Below are 21,021 nucleotides of genomic sequence, written 5' to 3'. Positions count from 1 at the left end.
GCGACTAACCCGATCATTCTTTGGTGTTTTTTGCTTGGAAACAGCCGGTGCTTTCGAGATGCCTGTCCGTATGAGGACGACAGGCAGTCATGCTTTCAACTGTTGGAAAACACATGCACTTCGCCGTGCGCGGCCTCGATTGTGAACAGGTCGCCGCCCATCTCGGCGTCGCGTGCCATCGCGTCCCAATCGACATAGTAGCGCAGCGCCTCGGGGACCGTGACGCTTTCGGTGGTCAGCTCCTCCATGTAGTCGGCAAGGCTGGCGAACTGACCATGATAGCAGTCCTCCAAGGTGGATTCGGCTTGGTCCATGTCGCCGCCGAACTGCTCCAGAAGGCCCGCGCCGAGTGCGCCATGCTCTGCAATGAAAGCGGCCATCCGCGCCACGCTGTCGATGCCGGCATATTCGGAGATGCTGCCGCCCTCGAAGCCCTCATAGTCGTGAATGGCGTATTCCTCCGCGTCCTCGACAGGGGAACGGGCAAGCATCGCGGCAATCTCGTCCCGGATTTGGTCAGCGTTCTGATCCGCGTCGATCCAAACTCCATGCAGAAAGCCGTTATTGTAAGCTGCAAGGCAGGCAACATAGATGCGGGGGGTGCTGCTATCGCATACGTTGGTCATGTCTCTGATCCTCAGGTCTGAAGGTCAGCGAAGCGGAACGCCGCGCCAGTCCTTCTGGCCGTCGCCGAGACTGGGGTAGTAACGAGCAAGGGCGGCCGGGGCGGAGGGGGATCACCCGGCCTGCACAAGCGAAGCGCGGAAGGCCGGGGATACCGCCCCGGACGGTTTCACTTACCTTGCTGGCGCGAGGGCAAAGCCCTTAGCGAACCTGTTGAGGATCATGCGGCAGCAGCCACGCCCGCCCGGAGGCGAACGCGCTTCTACATTGCGTTGTGAAGCAAAGTGGATGATCAGCAAAATCGCTTAGTCTTGACCACTAGGCCGCTTGCATGACACGCCAAAGGAAGTGTCGCGTTTTCTGAGGACCGGCTTGACTTGCTAGCCAGGTGGCGGCCAGAAGTGTCCTCCAAAGGCACCCAGGGCATTGATTGAAACTGACATGACGCTGGACATCAGGGGAAGCATCAAAAATACCAAATTAAGTTCTAATCCCTATGTCGTTTTTGAAGAGATAATATCTAACGCCATAGACTCTTTTCTTATCCGAACTCACCGGGATGGATCGGCTCCAAACCTGAGTGTTAAAATTCGGGTCGAGTTCTCAGCCAGCGATATTTTCGGGGATGGGGAGACCATGGCGGTGTCCTGCAAGGACAACGGATGTGGGCTTGGCGACGATCAGCTCAAGGCGTTTCTGACGAAGGATACATCCTATAAGGATGACCTTCCGATCTCAGGGATCGGGCAGTGCAAGGGTGCCGGCCGTATCCAGTATTTTCATCATTTTGCTGCCTTGTCGATCGACAGCACCTTTCGTCAAGGAACGGACATCGTTCGGCGCCAGATGCACTATTCCGAGCCGCAAAAGCAGATCGACTATGACGATTTCAAATCGTCTGTCGGCAATGAGGGCGACATCGGAACGCTAATCCAGCTTGAGCAGTTCAAGGACACGGCTCGCTCACGAATCGCTCATGGCGAAACACTGAGCCATCTGTTTTCGGCGCCTATTCTGAAGAAACAGATGCTGGTCGCCTTTCTCCAGAGACTGGTAGGCCTCGAAAGCCGTCTGGGAGATTTCGAGTTCGAGTTTCTGACATCCCACTGGAAGTCGGAAGATCAGGTCGAAACGCTGAAGCGTTCAGACCTGCCTACCGTTACGGCTGCCCCGGTTGTTCAGGTCGAAGAGCGCGATCCGCATTCGGGCGACACGCTGGGAACATTTCAAACCTTCAAGCTGTCCCACTACCAGCTGGATGCCGCCGTTTACGATCTTCCCAAAAGCGCCATCGCGTTCTGTGCGAAGTCCTCTCCCGTCAAAAACATCACCGCCCGGTATCTGCGGACCCGGACCGAACAGAACAATCCGGTGGGCGGCTTCCATCATATCGTTCTGATCGAGAGTGATTTCCTCGACGGGCACGTCAATGAACAGCGGGACGATTTCGACAACATCCCCGAGGACATCCCGACCGGCGATATGTTCTCCGACGCCAAGCTGTCCTACGGCTCGATCCATGAGGCAATCGACCCGATCATCGACGCGATGGTGACACCTGCGGATTGGAAGAAGGAAGATATAGTTCTCATCAGGATCCGCACAGCCCGGCAGGTGGCACCAAGTAGTCTGCCGGGCCATGCGAGATACCGATGGGCACGATACCTACTCCATAACCCTCTATACCCCTCCAAAGGAGACATAATCAAAGGCAGAGCTGGCTGACAGCCACCAGATGTCCGCTTCTCGCCGCATGCCGGCCATCAAATGCGCGCTGGCAATTTTCGAAAGCAGGCCTTCCTTATGATGTATCCGAGGCCAACTGAAGATTTCGGCGTATGTGCTCATCCCACCTCCTTCACGCTCGCGGAACAAGTCACACAGGGCAGCTTGGTCATCATGAAAGCATGGAAGCGCAACCACATTCAGTTATCAGAGCCAATTATACGTCAAGCAGCCGCACGCTGCCGAACCTCCTCCAAGATACTGATAAGCTCAGAAACACCCACATTATCAAAAACACCTTCCACCCCCATCGCATCGAAATCGGTGAAAGGACTCTCATAGAGGAGCCGCGGATCCATCACGCCTCGGTCCGTAAGGTAATCAATTATCATGTTAAGAAATTCGATCTGATTGGCCGACAGCTTTCGCTTGCACTGGAACCGATCGAACGCGTGTTTTGCCGCCTCGCGGTCGAGGCCGACCAGAGAGCGGACGAAAATCCCAAGCCCGCCATCATTGCGGACCCGCTCCAAGTCCTCGGGAGCCGCCACAGCGGCTTCGATGAAGATGCGTTCCAGCTCCGCCAGGTCTTGTGCTGTCAGGGGCTCGTTTCGGCGAACCTTTTGAATCGCGATATGGTTCTCATGCTCCTTCAGGAAGTGTCTGGCCTTCATACGAAAACGGTGCATATCGGTCCCGACGGCGACGCTTTGAAGCTCGACCTCGGTCGGACCTCCGATTTCGTCCTCGAAGTCGGTGTAGACGTGCGGGCGCTTCCTCAGCTCGATGAGCTTGATAAGGCTCCGCAGACGGCGGCGGATGGTTTCCAACATTGGTGGCGTCACGTCCTGCCAGAACTCGTCGGTCTGAATCTCTAGGATAAACGCCATCTCAACCGCGACCATCGGGACATTGCCGAGTTCTTCAAGCGCCGCCGCCAAATCGACAATGCGCTTCTTATAGCCAGCAAATGCCTTCTGCGCCCGCAGTACCGCCAACTGGGTTTGCAGGATGAGGTAATCGAACTGCTTGGCGGAAATGTCGTCATCGACTACGGCAGACGGAAGCCCGGCGATGTGGTCGATGAGCTCGGCGCGCTCGTCCAGACCCAGCTTCGACCAGACTTCGTCGGCCCTGTACTTCTCAACAATCCGCCGCTTGGGTCGAACGATGAAGTTCTCGACGTTCATGCCGTCTACCTCGGCACGAAGCTGGGCGACAACATCGCGCCGCAGCACCGCGGCCGGATCATTGCCGTCCGGATGCCGTTGTCTGTCGAGTTCGCCGATCAGGTCGACGCGTGTCGCAAACAGGCGCTCGCTCAGTGAAGCGCCAGATGATCCTTCGGATAAGTCGGGGTTCTGGTTGAAGAATTCAAAATTCTGGCAGAAATCGAAGACGTAGAAATATTCCTTATGCTGACCAATGCCGAACAGGTCAGGACACAGCCGCGTTCCCCTCCCGATCATCTGCCAGAACTTGGTTTTCGAACGAACAATCTTGAAAAAGACGAGGTTGACCACCTCGGGGACGTCGATACCGGTATCGAGCATGTCCACCGAAATGGCGATGTGAGGTTCCTTGTCCGCAGACGAAAAATCGTCAATCAGCGATTGGGCATATTCTGTCTTGAAGTCGATGACGCGGGCAAAACGCCCTTGGAGATGGGGATAGTTCACATCGAAGCGTTCAGCGATGAACTGGGCATGGTCATGGTTCTTGGCGAAGATGATGGTCTTCCCCAGCCGGTCGCCGTCAGCGACCTTCAGCCCATGGGTCATGACGTGCTCAAGCACCTTGTCAACGGTGTCCTCGTTGAACAGCCACTTGTTGACGGCCGCCGCTTCAACGCGGTCCGGGATCGCACCGTCCTCGTCCCATTCGATGGCGTCCCACGCCTCCTTCTCTTCTTCAGAGAGGTCGTCGTATTTGATGCCCTCTCGCTGGAACTTGAGCGGCACGGAGACAGCCTTGGGCGGTACGAGGAAGCCGTCACTGACGGCCTCGTCCAACCCATAGGCGTCAGTGGGGATACCGCGTTCCAGATCGAAGAGCGCGTAGGTGTCCCGGTCGACCTCATCCTTCGGAGTCGCCGTAAGGCCGACCAGAAGGCTGTCGAAGTAGTCGAAGATCGCCTTGTACTTCCGGTAGACCGAGCGATGCGCCTCATCGATAACGATCAGGTCGAAATGCCCCGGCCCGAAACGCCTTACTCCGCTTTTCGTCTCGTCAATCAGCCCCATCATGGTCGGATAGGTCGAAACATAGACCCGTCCGTGGGCAGCCTTGTCGGTGACCAGGTTCACGGGAGAAGCCTGCGGCAGAAACGCCTTGAAAGCGTTCGACGCCTGATTGACGAGCGCGACGCGATCAGCAAGGAAAAGGATGCGTCTCGCCCAGTTGGCGCGCATCAACAGGTCGGAAAGTGCGATGACAGTGCGCGTCTTGCCCGAGCCCGTCGCCATGACCAACAACGCCTTGCGCAGATTGTCCTTCTCGAAAGCCTCCGCAACCCGGCGAATGGCACGGGTCTGGTAGTAGCGCTCGACAATCTTTGAGTTGATATCCTCCGGTGCCAGCGGCTTGCGTGTCGCACGCCGCTGGATCGCAAGCTCCAGCTCATCCTTCTTGAGAAAACCCTGGATAGGGCGCGGCGGATAGCGGCGGTCATCCCAGATCCAGTGCTCATAGCCGTTGGTATAGAAGATGATCGGCCGCTGCCCAAACTGGCGCTCCAGCGCGTCGGCGTACAGTTCGGCCTGACGCTGCCCTTCCCGTGCATCTCGGCGGGTGCGCTTCGCCTCGACCAAGCCGAGCGGTCGTCCGTCGTCCCCCCAGAGCACATAATCAACGAAGCCCTCGCCCGTGGCATTCGGCATGGCGGTGACGGGGCACTCGGTGTCGTGGCCTGGTCTGGTGAACGTCCAACCAGCTTCCGCCAGCAGCAAGTCGATGAAAGCGTCCCGCGTCTGCACCTCATTGTAGTCGTGCCTGTCGGGCACGGCCTGGTTGGCCTTTTTGATCTTGGCGATCTCGTCCTGAAGCCGCTTGATCTCGGTCTCCAGCTTCAACCGATCGCCGTCGCTTTTCAGGCGCAGTCGCTCGGCGCGTTCTCGTTCCCTGGCTGCCTCCTCGAAGCGTCTCGCGATTTCCTTGAGCTTCCCGAGAGTGGACGCCTCCACCTGAGTGGTATGCGGCAACGCATCAGCCGAAAATGCGACTGCGGCGGCCGGTTTCGCGCCCTTCGCGTAGGTGCGGACCAGCCAATAGGCGATATGGAACAACTCTCTAACGGCAGTGATGGCGCGTGCGGGTGCAACGGGTTTAGCTTCATGCACGGCTGCGTTACCCAGGTCTTTGACCACCTTCCCTTTGGCCACCAGGGCGTCACCGACAAGCTTCCTGAAGGTCGGCTCGTGGATCAGCGCGGACAGTGTCGTCTCATAGGGCGACCGAAGCGCGCGATCATGACGGTACATCCACTTGACCGCCACCTCCAACGCCAGCCGCGCGTAGAAGCAGGCGCTGCGGGGGTCCGAAAGCGCCAGTTTTTCCGCTTTTACGGCGTGCTCGTGCACCTCAGCGAATTCAGCTTGAAGGAATGCGAATTGGCTCATGCATCGCCTCCATTTCCAAGCTGGCGCTCAAGGGATTGCCGAACAAGGCCGATTATATAGGGGAGCTCGTCGAGTGTACTGAAACGCACTTCAACATCGCCATTTCCCCACCGGCCAAGGCCAGAGACATCTTTGCACATGCCTCGGGGATCGCTTATCTCGGCAAAGCCCATATTCAGGGAAAGGCGTAGTTGCTTCGCTTGAGGGACAACGTCAACGAAGTTTGTCTCCGCCTTGTATGCGACGTACAGCTTCAGAAACTCTTCGCTTACGCATGGATCAAGCTTCAACACCTCAGTACGGAACGCATCGAACAGACCGCGCGTGGGCGCATTCAGAAGATGAGGGTGATCTTCGATGGAGTATCCGGCGGCTTTCGCCGTTTCTGGTTGGTATGCGGCGAGAACATCGGCCGCAATCAGTGGCGCCCGCCAAACGTCTGACGCCTGCACCGCCAGCTGCGAAGCGCGCGACAGAATAGTGTCTTCGTTCCATGCCTCCAGCTCACCGAGCCCCGAGTTGACCCGAAGCGGGCTTTGCTTGAAGCCCCCTTGCATGTCTCGCTTTTCCTTAAACGAGCGATTGCTGTACTCAGAGTTGTAGCCCGTGAGGGTCAGATTGCCGAGCGTATGAAGGTAAGTCTGATGAACACGCTCCCATTCGTCACCGAGTGCGGCTTTCCATGCACTCGACAGCTGCTCGCTCTGAGGCATGATGTGCTCAATCGTGTACTCGTCAACGGGAACCCGTTCCTTCCGGTCATGGTTTTCGAATCGACGCAGCCAGTAGCTGCGGCTGCGGAAATTGTATAGGTCCCGCGTCTGGATATCGCGCTTGAACTCGTCGTCACTTGGAAAGCGACGATAAGAAGGCATTAGAAGGAAATGCGCTTTGATGCTTTCAAGATACCGGTCCTTCTTCAGTGCCTTGGTGAACGTAGCAAACGTCTTGTTAAGAGAATTTGTTGGTATTGCGCAGATCGCGCGCCTAAATACATAGGCTTCGATCAACCGCACAGCCTCCAGGAACTCATCTTTGGCAAGCAGTCCGGTTGAATAATCCTGATACAGTTCCAGCAGGAACGGATACGCAACATCGACCTTGAGCTCCCGGAGGTCGTGGAAGGCTGTCTTCAGGGCGTTGTCGCTTTCCGCTCCAAGGGCCATGGCGCAATAGTACCGTGCGAAGTCCCGGATATCCTTTACGAGCACCTCAACGCCGGCATCAGCCACCTTCGGCGACCGAGCATGCCCTTTGAAAGCCTCGTAAACATCATCCAGCCGCGGAATCTCCCCGGTCTTTACGGTCAGGTAATGACGCATGAAACTGTCAAAATGCGTGTTGTAGGCCTCTTGCCCGAACGAGACCTCCATCGGCCGCCAAAACTGTTCATAGAGGCGGGTCTGCAGAGTGGGCTCCAACCCCATAAGGATGAAATTTCGGATAAGGTCGGCCTGGCTGAGTTCGCGACCCGTGGAGTTCATGCTCTCGAAAATGAGCTGTGGATTGTCCTGATCGCGACTGAGCGCGATATCGACAACCACGAGCTTAGCGAGGCCCTTGCACACTGCGGTCACGCTATCTTGGCGCGCCGCTATCAGATCCCTGAATAGCGCGTGATTTTGCATGACCCGAAGGGAGCGTTCGACCGGCGGCTCATTCTGTCCAACGATCGACATAAGTGTCGCCTTGTCGGTCTGAGACAGAAGAAGCTTGTGGTGCCGCTCTCCGGATTCCTCGGGGTTCAGAAGGTAATAGTTGCGCAACTTCCGGGCGGAGAAGCCATCAATCGGCTCAGCGTCGCTCAACGCCTCGGCAAGCGCCGCGAGCAGGAGTGTGACGGTTGTCAGACGTTGCTGCCCGTCTATGACAAGCAGGGGCGCTTGATGCGAAACTTGGGATAGCCCAGCCTCAATGTAGACGATGGAACCGATGAAGTGGACGGATATCGCGTCGTCGCTTCCAGCGCGGATGATGTCATCCCAGAGCTGGCGGCATTCACGCTCGGTCCAGGAATAGGTCCTCTGGTAGATCGGGATCACGAACTGTGGTGATTTCTTGAGAAACGCGAGGAGCCCTGCTTCTGTTGCCTTCATTTCCGTGCCCCCTACACACCCCGATAGATGTTGTCCGAATTTAGCAGATCGGTCAGATACGGTGTGAAGCCAGCAAGCAATACGGTAACGCTTACAAGATCACGCATCTCTATTTCACGAAGACGATTGTTTGCATTTCCGCCATGTCGAATGCCAGGATAATCGGAAGCAAAGCCATACATTCCCTTCATCGCCTCCTTGACCTTGTTATGAGGCCATGTCCCAACTTGGTCACAAATCTGGCCGAGCGTGTTGGCACTGACACCAGGGCAGCGCTGACCAATAGCCTCCAACAAGTTTACCTGTTTCTGGATACAGGTTTTTATCCGCCCCGGAGAGCGATCTGCGCGAAGGTCGCGGACGGACTCCTCAAACTCGACCATAAGCGGATGGAGATCCGCGTCGCGGGAGGTCGCTTCCTTCAGGTCGCGGATCAATCGAGCGAACACGCCGCTCAGCGTCGGGTTGAGACTGAACGGGCGGCGCAGGTCGTAGCGCAAGCTGTACTTTTCGAGAAAGGCATCGATCAGCAGGAAGTAACGGTTGGCAAGTGGATCGCCACCAAGGTCGGCAGCGATGCCATGCGCTCGCTCCATGAACTCCAGGAGCGCAAGCTCGCCCCGGAAGGCAGTGGCTTTCGTCTTGCGAAACGCTGAACTGGCTTGGTCGGATTGATCAACAATATCAGCAAGCGTTGTTACATCGGGGACTACTTCGAAAGCTCCGACGAGTTCCCGATAAAGTTCGCAGAACAAATCCTCCGGCGCGTCCGGGTGTTTTGCCAGCTTCGACCAGATTTCACGCCAAGTCTCCGACCAAACCCCGATAATTTCTCCTCTCATCGCATCCCCCCGAGTCCGGTCTTTGCGCAGTCGTCCAGCTTCCGATGCAGAAGAGATATCAACGATAGATAATCAGCAGCGTCGTCTTCGCCTTTCCACAGGAGTTTTGGCTCATGCGCCAAGGGGTTGCGCACCGCCGCAAAGCATCCCTTCAGGAGCGACGCAAAACCATTGTGCTCCGACCGTTCGGTTTCCGTCTGAAGCGTGTTGATGGCTAGCATTGGACGCTCGATGGAGAACACTCTATCCACCAGCGCCGCGCCGTCGCCGTCCTCACCTGACAGCTCCCTGATCCTCTGCGCGAGCCCCTTGGAAGCCTCGAACACGGCGTGGAAATAGTTATCCTGTAGCAGTTCGGGCTTGCAGTACTTGACGACCTCGGAGTGGATGCGACGGCCCCTGAACTTGGCTTGCAGCGTTTTGGCACGCTGGTGGGCCTGCTCGATGGTCTGCGCCGCCGTAGCCCGCCGGAATGTTCCATCCTCGCCATACTGCAAGCCGGCGAAGGCGAGGACCGCGTTCAGCTGCTGGCGCACAGCCTCGAACTCATCCGGTCGCCCCACGAATCCGGCAGGGTCAAGTAAGGTGCGGATGAAATCGATCAGCTTGCTGGCTGCCCTGTCCTGCCGCTGGTAGTGGAGGAAAGTGCCATAGAGGCGCCGCCACTTTGTGCTTTCCCCTGAAACGTCGTTCAACCCCAGGCTGTTCAGGACACGGGTGATCTCCGAACCGGTCGCACAGTCACCCAGTAGGCGGGAAACCTGCTCAAGCTGGGCATCTGTGAGCGCCGGCACATTGGACATAGCTATAGCTCCCCCATGAAGGCGCGGTGCTGGAGGGAGGCAAATTTCTCGTTCATCTTCGCGGCCGACCGCTTCATAGGAGCGCTGTTTTGCTCAATGGCAGCAAGGACCTCAGCGAATTTATCCTGATCCGGCCTTGGCACGTCAGGGAAGGGTAATGACGCCAAGCCCTCTGTGTTGATGTTGTATTGACCGGCAGATGTCTTGCATCGCTCGCGAACGGCCGAACGCCCCACGTGTGAAGCAAAAAAGGTCTTAGCAAATGCGGGGTTGATGCGGTCGGACAGGCGCGCGCGGATTAGGTAAGAGGCAAAAATCCAATCGGCGTCAGCGTCATAGTCCGCAACAGCTGCGAACGAGAACGCCGCACATCGGCCCACATAATCTGGGTTCCCGTTGGTGCGGACGAAAAGCACATCGCCATCCCTCAGGCGAAGTCGTACTAATTCGGCGCCGGTCACTTCGACGGTCTTGATCTCGGCTGTGTCGATGCCGCCGCCGATCACATTCGGAATGCGCAGGGTTGGTAGGCCCGCTTCCCCGGACTTGTTGGAGGTGCCGTAGCGGAACTCTTCGACGGCCTGACCGAACTCGAAGAAATCGCCCTGCAGGGCTTCCTCGAACATCTCATGAAAGATCGCTTGGCCGAGAGTGTTCAGCTTGTCGACGGCGCGAGCGCGGAGGCGACGGAGTACATCCGCTTGATCCAGTATCGCCGCAATCCGCCTCTGCTCGTCCAAGGGCGGGAGGGGGATTTCTATGCGCTCGACGACTGCCTTCGAGACCTCCTTGAAGGTCGCGCCCGTTCCCATGGCTTGCAAGCGTTCTCGGTTCGTGTCCAGCCACCAATACAGAAAACTGGCGTCCAATTCCGGACCAGGAACGAAGCTCTTGAAGCCCTGATTAGTCGCCATCGGCACAGTGTTGATTGCGATGTGACCGATTGGCGCCCGCGACGAGAAAAGGACCGATCCCGCGGGAAGGACTTCTGCGGCACACCCCCTCAATCCTGCATCGGTGATCTTACGAGGCGTCGACGAAATGAACTTTTGCCCAAGGTTGCTCAAGTCCTTCGGGGTCGCCCAGTCGATGCATCCGTCCCAGAAGTTGGGATTGTCGGTCTTGGGCGTGGCGCCGCCTACGACCCGCGCAACTTTAGTAATCGGGACCGTCGGCCAATTCATCCCAGCATCTCCTCAAGCCGATCCAGACCTGCGGTGATTTCTGCCTCAATCGCACGCAGATCTGCGATGATTTCACGCGGAGACTGGTGGATGACCTCTTCGTGCTGCACCTCCTTGTAGCGGTTGAGCGATAAGTCCCATGACCCCGTAGCCCGGATATCCTCCACCGGCACCAAGAAGCTCTGCGCGGTGCGGGGGCGCTCAGCCTCGGCGGCGATATTTCTCCACCGGGCTAGGACGTCGGGTAGATTGTTCTTTTCGTGTTCTGCCTCGGTTAGCGGCTGGGCAGGTGTCGGGCCCTGCTTTTCGGGCGGTAAGAGTTCCGCACGCTTGTCATCGAGGCTGAGACCGTCGGCCGCCACGTCATAGAACCAGACATTCTCGGTGCCACCGACGCCCGTCTTGGTGAAGAGAAGGATTGCGGTGGACACACCCGCGTAAGGACGGAACACGCCCGAGGGCAGCTTGATGACCGCATCGAGCTTGTGGTCCTCGACAAGCATGCGGCGGATGTCCTTGTGCGCACCGGACGAACCGAACAGGACGCCGTCAGGCACAATCACCGCCGCCCTGCCGCCGGTTTTCAGGAGACGCAGGAAGAGCGCGATGAACAGAAGCTCCGTCTTTCTCGTCTTGACGATCTTCTGGAGATCCTTCGCGGTCGCCTCGTAATCGAGCGACCCGGCGAAAGGTGGATTCGCCAGCACAAGGGAATAGGCACCCGCGTCCTCGGCATGGTCCTCGGCCAGGCTGTCGCGATAGGTGACATTTGGGTTCTCGACACCGTGCAGCGTCATATTCATCGCGCCGATGCGCAACATCGTCGTGTCAAAATCAAACCCGTGAAACAGACCCTCGTGGAAATGCTTCCGCAATGCGGGGTCGCGCATTAACTCAGGATGCTTTTCGCGAAGATACTCACCAGCGGTAACAAGGAAGCCGCAGGTACCAGCGGCAGGATCGCAGATCACGTCGGTCGGCTTCGGCGCGGTCATCTCGACCATCAGCCGGATGATATGCCGTGGCGTGCGGAACTGGCCGTTCTGGCCAGCGCTCGCGATCTTCGCGAGCATGTACTCGTAGACATCGCCCTTGGTGTCGCGATCCTCCATCGGGATGCGATCGAGCTTCTCAACCACCTTCGCGAGAAGTGCCGGATTGGAGAACCCAAGCCGGGCGTCGCGCATCAGCTTGCCGTAGCTGGACTGACTGCCGTTGAGAGCGCGCAGGAACGGGAAGACGTGCTCGTCGACCACGTCCATCATCTCACGTGGCTCGAAGTTCTTGAACCACGACCAGCGAAGATCCTCGTAGGGGCGGCCCTTGTCGTCCCGCCCTTCCGGGAAGATGCGTCGCTCCATCGGAATCTTGAGCGTCTGGCTCTTGCGCTCTTCGAGAGTGTGCAGGTCGTCCAAGCGCTTGATAAATAGCAGATAGGTCATCTGCTCGATAACGGAGAGCGGATTGGCGACCCCGCCTGCCCAGAAGTCGCTCCAGATGCTGTCGATCTGGCTGCGGATTTCGCCGGTCAGCATGACTTGTCCCACTTCATAATATTGTTCTTGCCCCTCAAGCCGACGTCTCCTCGTTTCACTTCATAGCCTCAGCCAAGGCTGCATCAAATTCCGCGCGATTGGTGATGACGACGGGCGTCTCGTGTGGATTATCGAGAACATCCGCCACGTCCAGACGTAACCGCTTTCTGAAGTAGTAGAGCAACGCCCGCCTGACCGGGATCGCAATACTGTCGCCGCGCATGCCGTAATCTTGCGCGATTATCTTTCGTTGGTTCACTCCGATCTTCGGATTCGGCGAAAGTTCTACGTCAAAAAAATCCGTCCACTGCCTATCATCTTCAGGCCGCACGGCAGACTCCCCGAGCGATCGGGCCTCAAGGCATCGCGACAGAAGGAAATCCTTGAACCTGTTGTCGATGTGACAGAACGCGCGGACATGCCAGCGAAAGCCATCGCTGCCGAAGGCATGAGGGCTGATACGCCGCCAAAGGGGCTCCGGCCGCTGCTCGTTCATCGACTGATAAAGAACCTCAACCGAGGCTTGGCCCCGGACCGCAGCCAGGATCATACGGAGGACAGCGATGTCCACCCGGCGATGCGGCACGGGCATGGTATCCACGCTCGGGGGATTGGTCAGCCATGTGCGGTCGCCATGAAGAGCGGGGTCAGCCGCAAACAGAAGTTGCGCAAGGTAGCGATCCGCGTCCGGTTTCAGGAAGCGCGGCCTGAACGACTCGGTCGCGAAGTAGCGCTTCTCGCTGCGGTCATACCGCACATTGTCGGGCGCAAGCTCCTGGTACTGGGTCAGGTCCTTCGACGCCTGCGGCACCGATACGCCGAAAAATCCGGTGATGTCTGAGCGGTTGATGCCGCCCTCCCAGAAGAGGCGGAACTCAATAAACTCAAGCCGTTGCTCGACCCCCCACCGTAGCTCTGAGCTACCAGCCGACATGCGCGCTCCGATCCGTATAGTAACTATATTGACAGTGAAACGCTGCCCGTATACTTTCTTATCCCATGGGGGAATCGCCGTCAACGCATTTGGAGAGAGTGATGTCGAAGAACGACCGATACGTGGTCAAACATCCGAAGGGATGGGCCGTGAAAGGTGCCGGCGCGGAGCGGGCCAGTAGCGTCCATCAGCGGCAAGCGGATGCCGAACGGGCGGCCAAGCAGGTCGTGGAAAACGCGGGCGGCGGCGAAGTGAGGATTCAAGGGCGCAACGGCCGTTGGCGGGATTCCGATACGGTTGCACCTGGCCATGACCCGAACCCGCCGCGCGACAAGAAACATTAGGAAGCGGCCGCCGGACGGGGAGAACAGATATGAGCGCGCAAACTGATCGCTTCACGATCCTCTCCTTGAGCGGCGGTGGCTACCTCGGCCTTTACACGGCGTCGGTCCTCGCAGCACTCGAAGAGAGCTACGGTGCCCCTATCGCCCGCCATTTTGACCTGATCGCTGGCACATCGGTCGGAGGAATTATCGCCTTAGGTCTGGCGAATGAAGTACCCGCCCAAGACATCAAAAAAGCGTTCGAGGACGACGGCACCACGATCTTTTCCGACCGTCCGGCGCCGCAAGGTATTGCCGGCTCGCTTGTTGACCTGTGCCGCTATTGGTGGAAGCCGAAATACCGACCCGATGCCCTGAGGAACACCATCGTCCGTATCGTGGGCGCCGATACGCTCATTGGTCATTTGAAACATCCGGTCATTGTCCCGGCCGTCAACCTGACTAAGGGCGGGCCGCAGATGTTCAAGACCCCGCATCACGAGGATTTCCGCAGGGATCTGCACCTGAAAGCCGTCGATGTCGCCTTGGCGACCGCTGCGGCACCCACCTACTTCCCTATCGCCGAAGTCGGGGACGCGCTGTTCACCGACGGCGGGCTCTACGCGAACTCCCCCGACTTGCTCGCCGTACATGAGGCCGAGCACTTCTTTCAGAGACCGGCTGGCCAAGTTCGGCTGCTAAGTATCGGCACGACTACCGCGCAGTTTTCTTTTGCCCACGCGCACGGCCGAGAGCTTGGCGCCTTCGGGTGGATGCGCGAGCAGCGGCTTGTCAGCGTCATCATCGCTGCGCAGCAACATTCCGTCGACTTTATGATGAGACACCGTTTGGGCGAGCGCTACCTGCGGCTTGACGCGGTGCAGTCGAAAGAACAGGAGCGCCATCTGGCGCTCGACGTGGCAACACCCGATGCCCAGAAAACCATCAAGGGTCTGGCGCAAGCCACTGTCCAGACCGCGCTTAACGCACCCCTCCTGAAGGAAATAATGTCAGGGCAAGCCCCAGCACCTGCTTTCTACAATCTCGATACATTGAAGGGATGATTTTATGGGTTCCGCATCATCACTTTTTTACAGCTCGAACGACAAGGAGAAGCAGACGCTGCATCGGCGGATTACGCCATCTAGCGAGCAGTTCGAGGAACAGCAGGAACGCTGGAACGCCTTAGCCGATCACCTTACGACCGACCTGCGCGAAAGGGGCGGCTATTCGATCCGCACCTGGCTTCAGGGGTCATATAAGTTCGGAACGCAGACGCGCCCTGTCCGCCTTGGCGAAGAGTTCGATATCGACCTCGGTATCTATTATGTGTGGAAGGGTACGCGCGACGACGGAGACCACGATCCCCAAACGCTGAAGGGTTTCGTCAGGGACAGTCTTGTCGCCTATGCCGCGGACAATCCGGACGACGTTCTGGAGGTCGCCCCGTCCAAGCCCCGGTGCGAGCGCATCCGGTTCAAGGGCGACTTCCATATCGACGTGCCTGCATATCATCTTGAACCTGATTTGGACGCGCGGTCGCTTGCGACCCGTGATGGCTGGGAGGACAGCGATCCGAAGGCCATCTATATCTGGTTCCGCGACTCGTTCGATGACATCGAGCGCGCCAAGGTGCGACGCCAGATCAGATATCTGAAGGCATGGGCCGCCCTCAAATTCGCTGAAACCGACCGGCCTTCGTCAATCCTTCTAACCGTCCTGATTGCGGAAGCGGCGCGGGACTTGGGCCAACTTCTGGCCGATGATGAAGCTATGCGCGATCTCGTCGAACATATCACCGAGCGCCTTGAGGACGATTGGCAGGTACCTAATCCCGTTGATCCTGATGAAAACCTTGTCCGGATGTCCTCGCAGCAGATGCAAGTCTTCACCCGTGCGCTATCTGACCTGCTGGACGTTGCCAGCCGCGCCTGCGAGGCGGAAACCGACTTCGCCGCGGCCGACATCTGGCAGGAGGCGTTTGAGCATCTGTTTCCTATGCCGGAGGGACAGCAGGCGCTGGTCGAAATGGCAAAGAGGCTGCCGGTAAGGTCGGTGATGCCCGAGATCAGGGTTACGGCGGTTTCTCGCAACAACCCGCAGGGCGGGCGGTTCACTGACATGAACCGGATCGGACCGATACCGAAGGACTGTGACATCTATTTCGAGGTCGTGAACCCGGGACAGCTTCCGGCGAACAGCTCCGTCGCATGGATGGTGCGCAATGAGGGCGGCGAGGCTGAGAACACGAACGATCTTGGCCATTTTGCCGGGCTCGGCCTCACGGCCAATGAACGCTCGGCCTACCGCGGCACCCACTACATGGACTGCGTCGTGAAGGTCGGCAGCCAGACCGTCGCCATGCGACGCGTGCCTGTCACTATCGCGGGCATCACCATGCCCCGCCGGAACCCGGGCACCAGGCCCGACTACGTCCGCCTTCGCGGCAGAAGGTAGCAAGAATCCGATCGGCTGTACCGATAATCGCAAGCATCGGCTTGAACAAAGGATGGCATGAGCAAAATCAGCCTCTTTCTTTATTCTTACCTGGACAGAGCAAACGCATGAGAGCCCTGGGGCTGCCTCCAGAGGAGGCATAGTGGAACGCCCGTGCGTATATGCGGATATTATCGGACAATCGGCTGCGATTGCTGTGAGAGGTTCTCACACGGTGGGAATGTGAGAACCTGCCTTTTATCGTGCCATAGAGGGCTATCGGCGGGGCAACTTCCGCAAACCTGAAAATTCTTGTGCGGTGATCGGCGGCTATGGGCGGCAATATCGCGCAATCGGCGGTGTTTGGCGGAACGGGAGGGATTCGAACGCAGGGGATCGCTCCTCTTTTGACATGAGCGAAGAAATCTCCTGACCAGTGAGTTCCTATACAGAGCCGCGACCTCAGACCTCCAACCAAACCATGCCTTAGAGGGCTATAGAGTAGACAAAGTTGTCATCATCACCCGGTGCGGCGCGCCAAATACCGCCGTTTGCCCTCTACAAGACGCTATTCTGGAATCACGCGATGGCTCCAACCTCGTAACGTTCCGCCGCTGGAACGGAGTGCGTGACGGCGATGCGGCAGATCGTTCTCATGCCGGGGAACTGCTTCGCGCTGGTTCTGTTCAATCGCGACGCGGATCTGTTCCTGCGGCCGGTGCGGCTGCGCGTCAACGCATCAAAGACGAAGCACGTTCAACAGATGATTTCCACCCGCCCGGCTTCCGCCTGCGCCTGAACCCAGGCGCGTTCACCATCCCAGGCGTGGCGCTTCCAGCCTTCCCAGGTAAAGCCGCAGAGCCGAATTCTCCATTCCTGCGCGGGAAAACGGTCGATGGCATAGCGGATGCCCAGAAACCCCGTGCTGGGAACAACGGAGTGCATAGCTTTTTCATCCAGCCCGAGCTCCTGGCAGCTATCGAGATAGAATTGCGGCGGCATGATGCGGATTTCCTTACCCGCTTTGCCGATCACCTGGATCGTCTGCATCGTCCAGTCGGCCCGCCTGCCCTTCAGGCGCGAGAGCAAGCTGGAGCGCCAGTGATAGCGGCGGATGATCTCGGGATGGTATACCAGCATGATCTCGCGCGCGTTACTGAAGGCGGGTGAGCCGAAAAAATCCGGATCGGTCAACCGCCGCTGCATGGGCTTGTTGGCATTGGCCAGGATGAGGAGATCGCATCGTGTTCCGCTGCGTCCGTCATCCAGACGGGCGTCATTGAACCGGATAACATATTGAGCATCTTCCGCGATCGCGGAAAGGTCGCGCGATAGAGCGCCGTTTCCAACGATCAGCAGAGTTTGCGTCATGGGGGCGATTACGGCCTTCAGTAGGTGGATGTAAGGGGGGGGGAATCCCCCCGTTCTTCCGCCAGACAATATCACGAAAGCGTTACCAGAGTAAATGGAAAGCGAAAGCTCGCCCCTCAAAAGGAGAGACAAAGACCAGGCGTTCTCAGACGAAGCTACTGGACGACGACTGCGGCTCGCCGGTCGAAGAGGGCTGGTAAATCCCCATGGGTAGAGCGGTTGCCTGCTGCGCAGAATCCGGCTGCAGAATGTCCCGGTCGCCGTCCAGCGCGTTCATCTCTGCCTCGAAGGAGTCCGTCGACGGCATATGCAGCCAATCCTTCAAGCTCGTCCAGATGGTCATGGCGTCTCTCCTCACATTCGCCTTGGCGCAAAATGCGCCGGCGCGAAAAAAGTTCACGACTGAAACATTGCTCGAGAAGAAAAACACACGCTTCCATTCCGAGCGACCGACACGAGGCTCTCCCAAAGCATCCGTGTCTGCCCTTACGCATCGTGCTTGAAAAACCTCTATATTTCAAGAGTCACCCGACTATGGCCGGCCCTAGATAAATCGTTGCCATCCCGCACATGGCGGGCCGCCAGCCGAGCCGTCATCTTCGTTACACAATATCAGGAAAAAGATGCTTTCTACGGGCGGGACTGGCCAGCAAACCCGGCTTTCTTGGAGCGATGCCAGTACCTTGTTAGGCATTCATTCGGATGTTAGGCTTCCCCGTCAGGATTGGCAAAGCGCAGAGTCTGCCATGGCGGTAGCTCTGCACACAGGAGAGGAAAGAACATGGGTATTTTCGACCGCATCAAGGGCGCGATCTTCGGCAAGGCACATGCAGCCCCCGCACCTGCGGAAGCAGGAACGTCTGCCGCCGGCACGACAACCGCTGCGCCGGCACCATCTTCTGCACCGTCCGCAGCCCCAACGTCTGCGCCGTCCGCGGCACCGGCTGGTGCCCCGGTAGATGTGGAAGCCATCCTTGATGCCGCCGTCAAGGCGAAAGGCCAGAAGCTCAACTGGCGTGAATCCATCGTCGATCTGATGAAGGCACTGGGCATGGAGTCCAGCCTGGCAGAACGCAAGGAGCTGGCTGACGAACTTGGTTATACCGGCGACAAGAGCGACAGCGCCACGATGAATATCTGGCTGCACAAGCAGCTTCTGAAAAAGCTTTCGGAAAATGGCGGCAAGGTGCCTGCCAATCTGCTCGACTAAGTTTCTATACACACAAAAAAGGCCGGGTTTGCCCGGCCTTTTCCTTATTCGCTCACCAATTCCTGCAAGAGTGCCATATCCTTGGCCTTGATCGGGATACCTGTTCTTGCCGTTTCGGCGCGTGTCCTGAACCGCCGGTCAGACGGCAGGCGTTCCTGACCGGCCTCGCGGGTCAGGTCGCAGATCTCGGCAACGCGCTCGGCAAAATGCCCGTTACCTCCACGGGCGGGATCGATGACGATGAAGAGCTGCCCGGTACAGGGCGTCTGAGCTCCCGGATGCTGCGACCAGTCGACTTCGCGAGAGAAGTTTCCGCCTGTCAGCGCCGCCGCCAGAATTTCCACCATCAGCGCAATCGATGCGCCCTTGTAGCCACCGAAAGGCAAAAGAGCACCGCCATCAAGCACCGCTCTCGGATCGGTGGTCGGATTTCCATCGCGATCTACGCCAGCGCCTTCGCGCAGGCTGTGCCCCTCACGCGCAGCGATTTGCACATCGCCGTTGGCAATCGCGCTCGAAGACTGGTCAAAGACATATGGCGGTTGGCCGGCTCGCGGTGCTGCAAACGCCACGGGGTTCGTGCCGAAGATCGCTTTCTTTCCGCCTGGAGGCACGACCACCGCCATGGAGTTGACGAAGGAAAGCGCCACGAGCCCTTCATCGGCAAAAGGTTCGACATCCGGCCACAGTGCCGAGAAATGATGCGAATTGCGAATGGCGAGAACGCCCACCCCCTGCTCGCGCGCCCGTTCCAATAGTGTGGGCCGAGCAAGCGCGGAGGCAGCCAGCGTAAAGCCGTTCCTTGCGTCGACCCGGATCAACGCCGCTCCATCATCTTCGATCACAGGCTGGGCCTTGCCGTCTACCCAGCCACTCTTCAGTGTCGATATATAACCGGGTACACGGAAAATGCCGTGACTGAAGGAGCCGTCGCGTTCAGCACGCGCGCAATTATCGGCCAGAATAGCCGCGGTCGTTTCACTGACGCCATGCCGCACGAAAATTTTCCGCAGCAGATCGACCAGCACATCGAAGGTGAGATGTGTGATTTCAGTCGTACTTGTCATTGTTCCCTCGAGCATCAAGCTGCTGGTTTCATTTCCTGTGCGACGAGGCTCAGCCAGTAGGAGATGCCGGGCAGAATCGCGTCGTCGTTGAAATCGTAGCCCGGATTGTGCAGGTCGGCGGAAGGGCCATTTCCGAGCCAGATCATCGCACCCGGGCGCTTTTCCAGCATGAAGGAGAAATCCTCGGCGCCCATCATGGGCGGGCATTCACCGATTGTGCCATCCGTCGCTATTCTTGCGGCAGCAGCGCTCGCCACCTTCGTCTTCTCCGGATCGTTGATCGTTACCGGATAGCCGGGGCGCCAGTCCACGGTCGCACGCGCGCCGTGCATTGCCGCTGTTTTTTCCACGATATCACGGAAGCGTTGCTCCGCATCCTTGCGCGTCCTGGGGCTGAGCGTGCGTAGCGTTCCGCCGAAACGCGCCGTGGCCGGAATGACGTTCAGCGCATTCTCCCCGCCTGTTTCGAAATAGGTGATGGAAAGCACTGCTGAATCCAGCGGATCGACGAGACGCGACGCGATGGACTGTGCCGCGACCGTGATTTCCGAAGAGATCAGTACCGGATCGACACAAAGATGCGGAAACGCCGCGTGCCCTCCCTTACCATCGACAGTGACGACGAAACGGTCCGCCGCAGCCATGAGCGCGCCGGGACGAATGGAAAAGGAACCGACATCGAGACCCGGAAGATTATGCATGCCATATACTTCCTCGATGCCGAAACGTTCGAGCAGCCCCTCTTCCAGCATCACGCGACTACCGGCGCCGCCTTCTTCCGCCGGCTGGAATACCAGCACGACAGTGCCGGAAAAAGCACGACTGGCCGTCAGTGCCTTTGCCGCGCCAAGCAGGATGGCTGTGTGCCCATCATGACCGCAGGCATGCATGAAGCCAGGGCGCTTCGACGCATATGGCAGGTTCGTCTGCTCATGGATTGGAAGCGCATCCATATCGCAGCGCAACGCTATTGTCTTGCCAGCTCCCCCTCGGCCGCGAACGACGCCGACCACGCCCGATGTCGCCACGCCGGTGGCGACTTCGTCGCAACCGAAAGCCTTGAGATTTTCGGCGACCAGGGACGCCGTGCGGGGTAGATCGAAGAGAAGTTCGGGATTGGCATGAATATCGCGCCGCCATTCCTTCGCCTCGGCGGCGATATCGGCAAGCGGCAATGCGGAGAGGGTCATTTCAAACAGGTCCTTGGGATCAGCGGGCAGGAGATTTGTCCGAATTCAGAATCGTCTAAGCATA

The 21,021-nt window shown here is 58.3% G+C and carries 17 protein-coding genes; 5 read left to right on the top strand and 12 right to left on the bottom strand.

What is annotated here, in order from left to right; genetic code table 11:
• Positions 1–95 precede the first annotated feature (95 nt).
• On the bottom strand, positions 96–626 hold the full coding sequence (locus IE151_RS03500) for an antirestriction protein ArdA (RefSeq protein WP_189487968.1): 531 nt from the start codon (positions 624–626) through the stop codon (positions 96–98).
• Positions 627–1,260: 634 nt separating this feature from the next.
• Between IE151_RS03500 and IE151_RS03495 the strand changes: the two genes are divergently transcribed.
• Entirely contained in the window at positions 1,261–2,349 is a 1,089-nt protein-coding gene (locus IE151_RS03495; RefSeq protein ID WP_189488386.1) for a hypothetical protein, read from the top strand.
• Positions 2,350–2,573: 224 nt separating this feature from the next.
• Here the strand turns inward: IE151_RS03495 and IE151_RS03490 are convergent, their stop codons facing one another.
• From IE151_RS03490 to IE151_RS03460, 7 genes are read right to left on the bottom strand one after another with little or no spacing between them, the layout of a single operon-like run.
• The gene (locus tag IE151_RS03490; RefSeq protein ID WP_189487967.1) at positions 2,574–5,966 is read right to left on the bottom strand and encodes a DEAD/DEAH box helicase family protein; all 3,393 of its coding nucleotides are present in this window, start codon (positions 5,964–5,966) and stop codon (positions 2,574–2,576) included.
• Positions 5,963–8,062, bottom strand: a complete 2,100-nt coding sequence (locus IE151_RS03485; RefSeq protein WP_189487966.1) for a GmrSD restriction endonuclease domain-containing protein — start codon at positions 8,060–8,062, stop codon at positions 5,963–5,965. Before IE151_RS03485 ends, IE151_RS03490 begins: the two co-directional genes overlap by 4 nt.
• 11 nt (positions 8,063–8,073) lie before the next feature.
• Positions 8,074–8,904 carry a hypothetical protein gene (locus tag IE151_RS03480; RefSeq protein ID WP_189487965.1) on the bottom strand — a complete coding sequence of 277 codons (831 nt, stop codon included), beginning with the start codon at positions 8,902–8,904 and terminating at the stop codon, positions 8,074–8,076.
• A complete protein-coding gene (locus tag IE151_RS03475; RefSeq protein ID WP_189487964.1) occupies positions 8,901–9,707 on the bottom strand; it encodes a TIGR02391 family protein in 807 nt (268 codons plus the stop codon). The genes IE151_RS03480 and IE151_RS03475 overlap by 4 nt, the downstream gene beginning before the upstream one ends.
• A gap of 2 nt (positions 9,708–9,709) precedes the next feature.
• A complete protein-coding gene (locus tag IE151_RS03470; protein WP_189487963.1) occupies positions 9,710–10,891 on the bottom strand; it encodes a restriction endonuclease subunit S in 1,182 nt (393 codons plus the stop codon).
• Positions 10,888–12,426: a type I restriction-modification system subunit M gene (locus IE151_RS03465; protein ID WP_189487962.1), complete on the bottom strand. Its 1,539-nt coding sequence runs from the start codon at positions 12,424–12,426 to the stop codon at positions 10,888–10,890. The genes IE151_RS03470 and IE151_RS03465 overlap by 4 nt, the downstream gene beginning before the upstream one ends.
• 55 nt (positions 12,427–12,481) lie before the next feature.
• Complete coding sequence (locus tag IE151_RS03460) at positions 12,482–13,360, bottom strand: helix-turn-helix transcriptional regulator (RefSeq protein WP_189487961.1); 879 nt, start codon at positions 13,358–13,360, stop codon at positions 12,482–12,484.
• Between the two features lie 101 nt (positions 13,361–13,461).
• On the opposite strand from IE151_RS03460, the gene IE151_RS03455 reads away from it, so the two are divergent.
• Genes IE151_RS03455 through IE151_RS03445 form a run of 3 tightly spaced genes read left to right on the top strand, consistent with a single transcriptional unit; the run spans position 13,462 to position 16,140 of the window.
• Positions 13,462–13,704 (top strand): DUF2188 domain-containing protein, encoded by a 243-nt coding sequence (locus IE151_RS03455; RefSeq protein ID WP_189487960.1) that lies wholly within the window; start codon positions 13,462–13,464, stop codon positions 13,702–13,704.
• A 29-nt stretch (positions 13,705–13,733) separates the two neighbouring features.
• The gene (locus IE151_RS03450) at positions 13,734–14,747 is read left to right on the top strand and encodes a CBASS cGAMP-activated phospholipase (protein ID WP_189487959.1); all 1,014 of its coding nucleotides are present in this window, start codon (positions 13,734–13,736) and stop codon (positions 14,745–14,747) included.
• A gap of 4 nt (positions 14,748–14,751) precedes the next feature.
• Positions 14,752–16,140 (top strand): CBASS cGAMP synthase, encoded by a 1,389-nt coding sequence (locus tag IE151_RS03445; RefSeq protein ID WP_189487958.1) that lies wholly within the window; start codon positions 14,752–14,754, stop codon positions 16,138–16,140.
• A gap of 735 nt (positions 16,141–16,875) precedes the next feature.
• Here IE151_RS03445 and IE151_RS03440 read toward each other — a convergent pair.
• Together IE151_RS03440 and IE151_RS03435 are read right to left on the bottom strand one after the other, a co-directional pair.
• Positions 16,876–17,490, bottom strand: coding sequence for a glycosyltransferase family 29 protein (locus IE151_RS03440; protein WP_189487956.1), 615 nt, complete (start codon positions 17,488–17,490; stop codon positions 16,876–16,878).
• A 145-nt stretch (positions 17,491–17,635) separates the two neighbouring features.
• Positions 17,636–17,833 carry a hypothetical protein gene (locus IE151_RS03435; RefSeq protein ID WP_189487955.1) on the bottom strand — a complete coding sequence of 66 codons (198 nt, stop codon included), beginning with the start codon at positions 17,831–17,833 and terminating at the stop codon, positions 17,636–17,638.
• Between the two features lie 438 nt (positions 17,834–18,271).
• Between IE151_RS03435 and IE151_RS03430 the strand changes: the two genes are divergently transcribed.
• Positions 18,272–18,700: a DUF3597 domain-containing protein gene (locus IE151_RS03430; RefSeq protein ID WP_189487953.1), complete on the top strand. Its 429-nt coding sequence runs from the start codon at positions 18,272–18,274 to the stop codon at positions 18,698–18,700.
• Between the two features lie 44 nt (positions 18,701–18,744).
• Here the strand turns inward: IE151_RS03430 and IE151_RS03425 are convergent, their stop codons facing one another.
• Both IE151_RS03425 and IE151_RS03420 read right to left on the bottom strand, forming a co-directional pair.
• Complete coding sequence (locus tag IE151_RS03425) at positions 18,745–19,767, bottom strand: Ldh family oxidoreductase (RefSeq protein WP_189487951.1); 1,023 nt, start codon at positions 19,765–19,767, stop codon at positions 18,745–18,747.
• Between the two features lie 14 nt (positions 19,768–19,781).
• Positions 19,782–20,957 carry a M20 aminoacylase family protein gene (locus IE151_RS03420; protein WP_189487946.1) on the bottom strand — a complete coding sequence of 392 codons (1,176 nt, stop codon included), beginning with the start codon at positions 20,955–20,957 and terminating at the stop codon, positions 19,782–19,784.
• Between the last annotated feature and the right edge of the window lie 64 nt (positions 20,958–21,021).

The sequence above is a fragment of the Limoniibacter endophyticus genome (assembly GCF_014652835.1).
In the GTDB taxonomy this organism is placed as follows: Bacteria; Pseudomonadota; Alphaproteobacteria; order Rhizobiales; family Rhizobiaceae; genus Limoniibacter; species Limoniibacter endophyticus.
Note: the sequence above shows the minus strand (reverse complement) of the source record. Positions and strands in the feature narration are given on the sequence as shown.

Bases quoted from the DNA above. Each gene is read 5' to 3' on its own strand.
- IE151_RS03425 (WP_189487951.1), bottom strand. From the start codon at position 19,767: ATGACAAGTACGACTGAAATCACACATCTCACCTTCGATGTGCTGGTC.
- IE151_RS03500 (WP_189487968.1), bottom strand. From the start codon at position 626: ATGACCAACGTATGCGATAGCAGCACCCCCCGCATCTATGTTGCCTGC.
- IE151_RS03435 (WP_189487955.1), bottom strand. From the start codon at position 17,833: ATGACCATCTGGACGAGCTTGAAGGATTGGCTGCATATGCCGTCGACG.
- IE151_RS03440 (WP_189487956.1), bottom strand. From the start codon at position 17,490: ATGACGCAAACTCTGCTGATCGTTGGAAACGGCGCTCTATCGCGCGAC.
- IE151_RS03470 (WP_189487963.1), bottom strand. From the start codon at position 10,891: ATGAATTGGCCGACGGTCCCGATTACTAAAGTTGCGCGGGTCGTAGGC.
- IE151_RS03455 (WP_189487960.1), top strand. From the start codon at position 13,462: ATGTCGAAGAACGACCGATACGTGGTCAAACATCCGAAGGGATGGGCC.
- IE151_RS03450 (WP_189487959.1), top strand. From the start codon at position 13,734: ATGAGCGCGCAAACTGATCGCTTCACGATCCTCTCCTTGAGCGGCGGT.
- IE151_RS03475 (WP_189487964.1), bottom strand. From the start codon at position 9,707: ATGTCCAATGTGCCGGCGCTCACAGATGCCCAGCTTGAGCAGGTTTCC.
- IE151_RS03460 (WP_189487961.1), bottom strand. From the start codon at position 13,360: ATGTCGGCTGGTAGCTCAGAGCTACGGTGGGGGGTCGAGCAACGGCTT.
- IE151_RS03490 (WP_189487967.1), bottom strand. From the start codon at position 5,966: ATGAGCCAATTCGCATTCCTTCAAGCTGAATTCGCTGAGGTGCACGAG.
- IE151_RS03480 (WP_189487965.1), bottom strand. From the start codon at position 8,904: ATGAGAGGAGAAATTATCGGGGTTTGGTCGGAGACTTGGCGTGAAATC.
- IE151_RS03445 (WP_189487958.1), top strand. From the start codon at position 14,752: ATGGGTTCCGCATCATCACTTTTTTACAGCTCGAACGACAAGGAGAAG.
- IE151_RS03430 (WP_189487953.1), top strand. From the start codon at position 18,272: ATGGGTATTTTCGACCGCATCAAGGGCGCGATCTTCGGCAAGGCACAT.
- IE151_RS03485 (WP_189487966.1), bottom strand. From the start codon at position 8,062: ATGAAGGCAACAGAAGCAGGGCTCCTCGCGTTTCTCAAGAAATCACCA.
- IE151_RS03495 (WP_189488386.1), top strand. From the start codon at position 1,261: ATGGCGGTGTCCTGCAAGGACAACGGATGTGGGCTTGGCGACGATCAG.
- IE151_RS03420 (WP_189487946.1), bottom strand. From the start codon at position 20,957: ATGACCCTCTCCGCATTGCCGCTTGCCGATATCGCCGCCGAGGCGAAG.
- IE151_RS03465 (WP_189487962.1), bottom strand. From the start codon at position 12,426: ATGCTGACCGGCGAAATCCGCAGCCAGATCGACAGCATCTGGAGCGAC.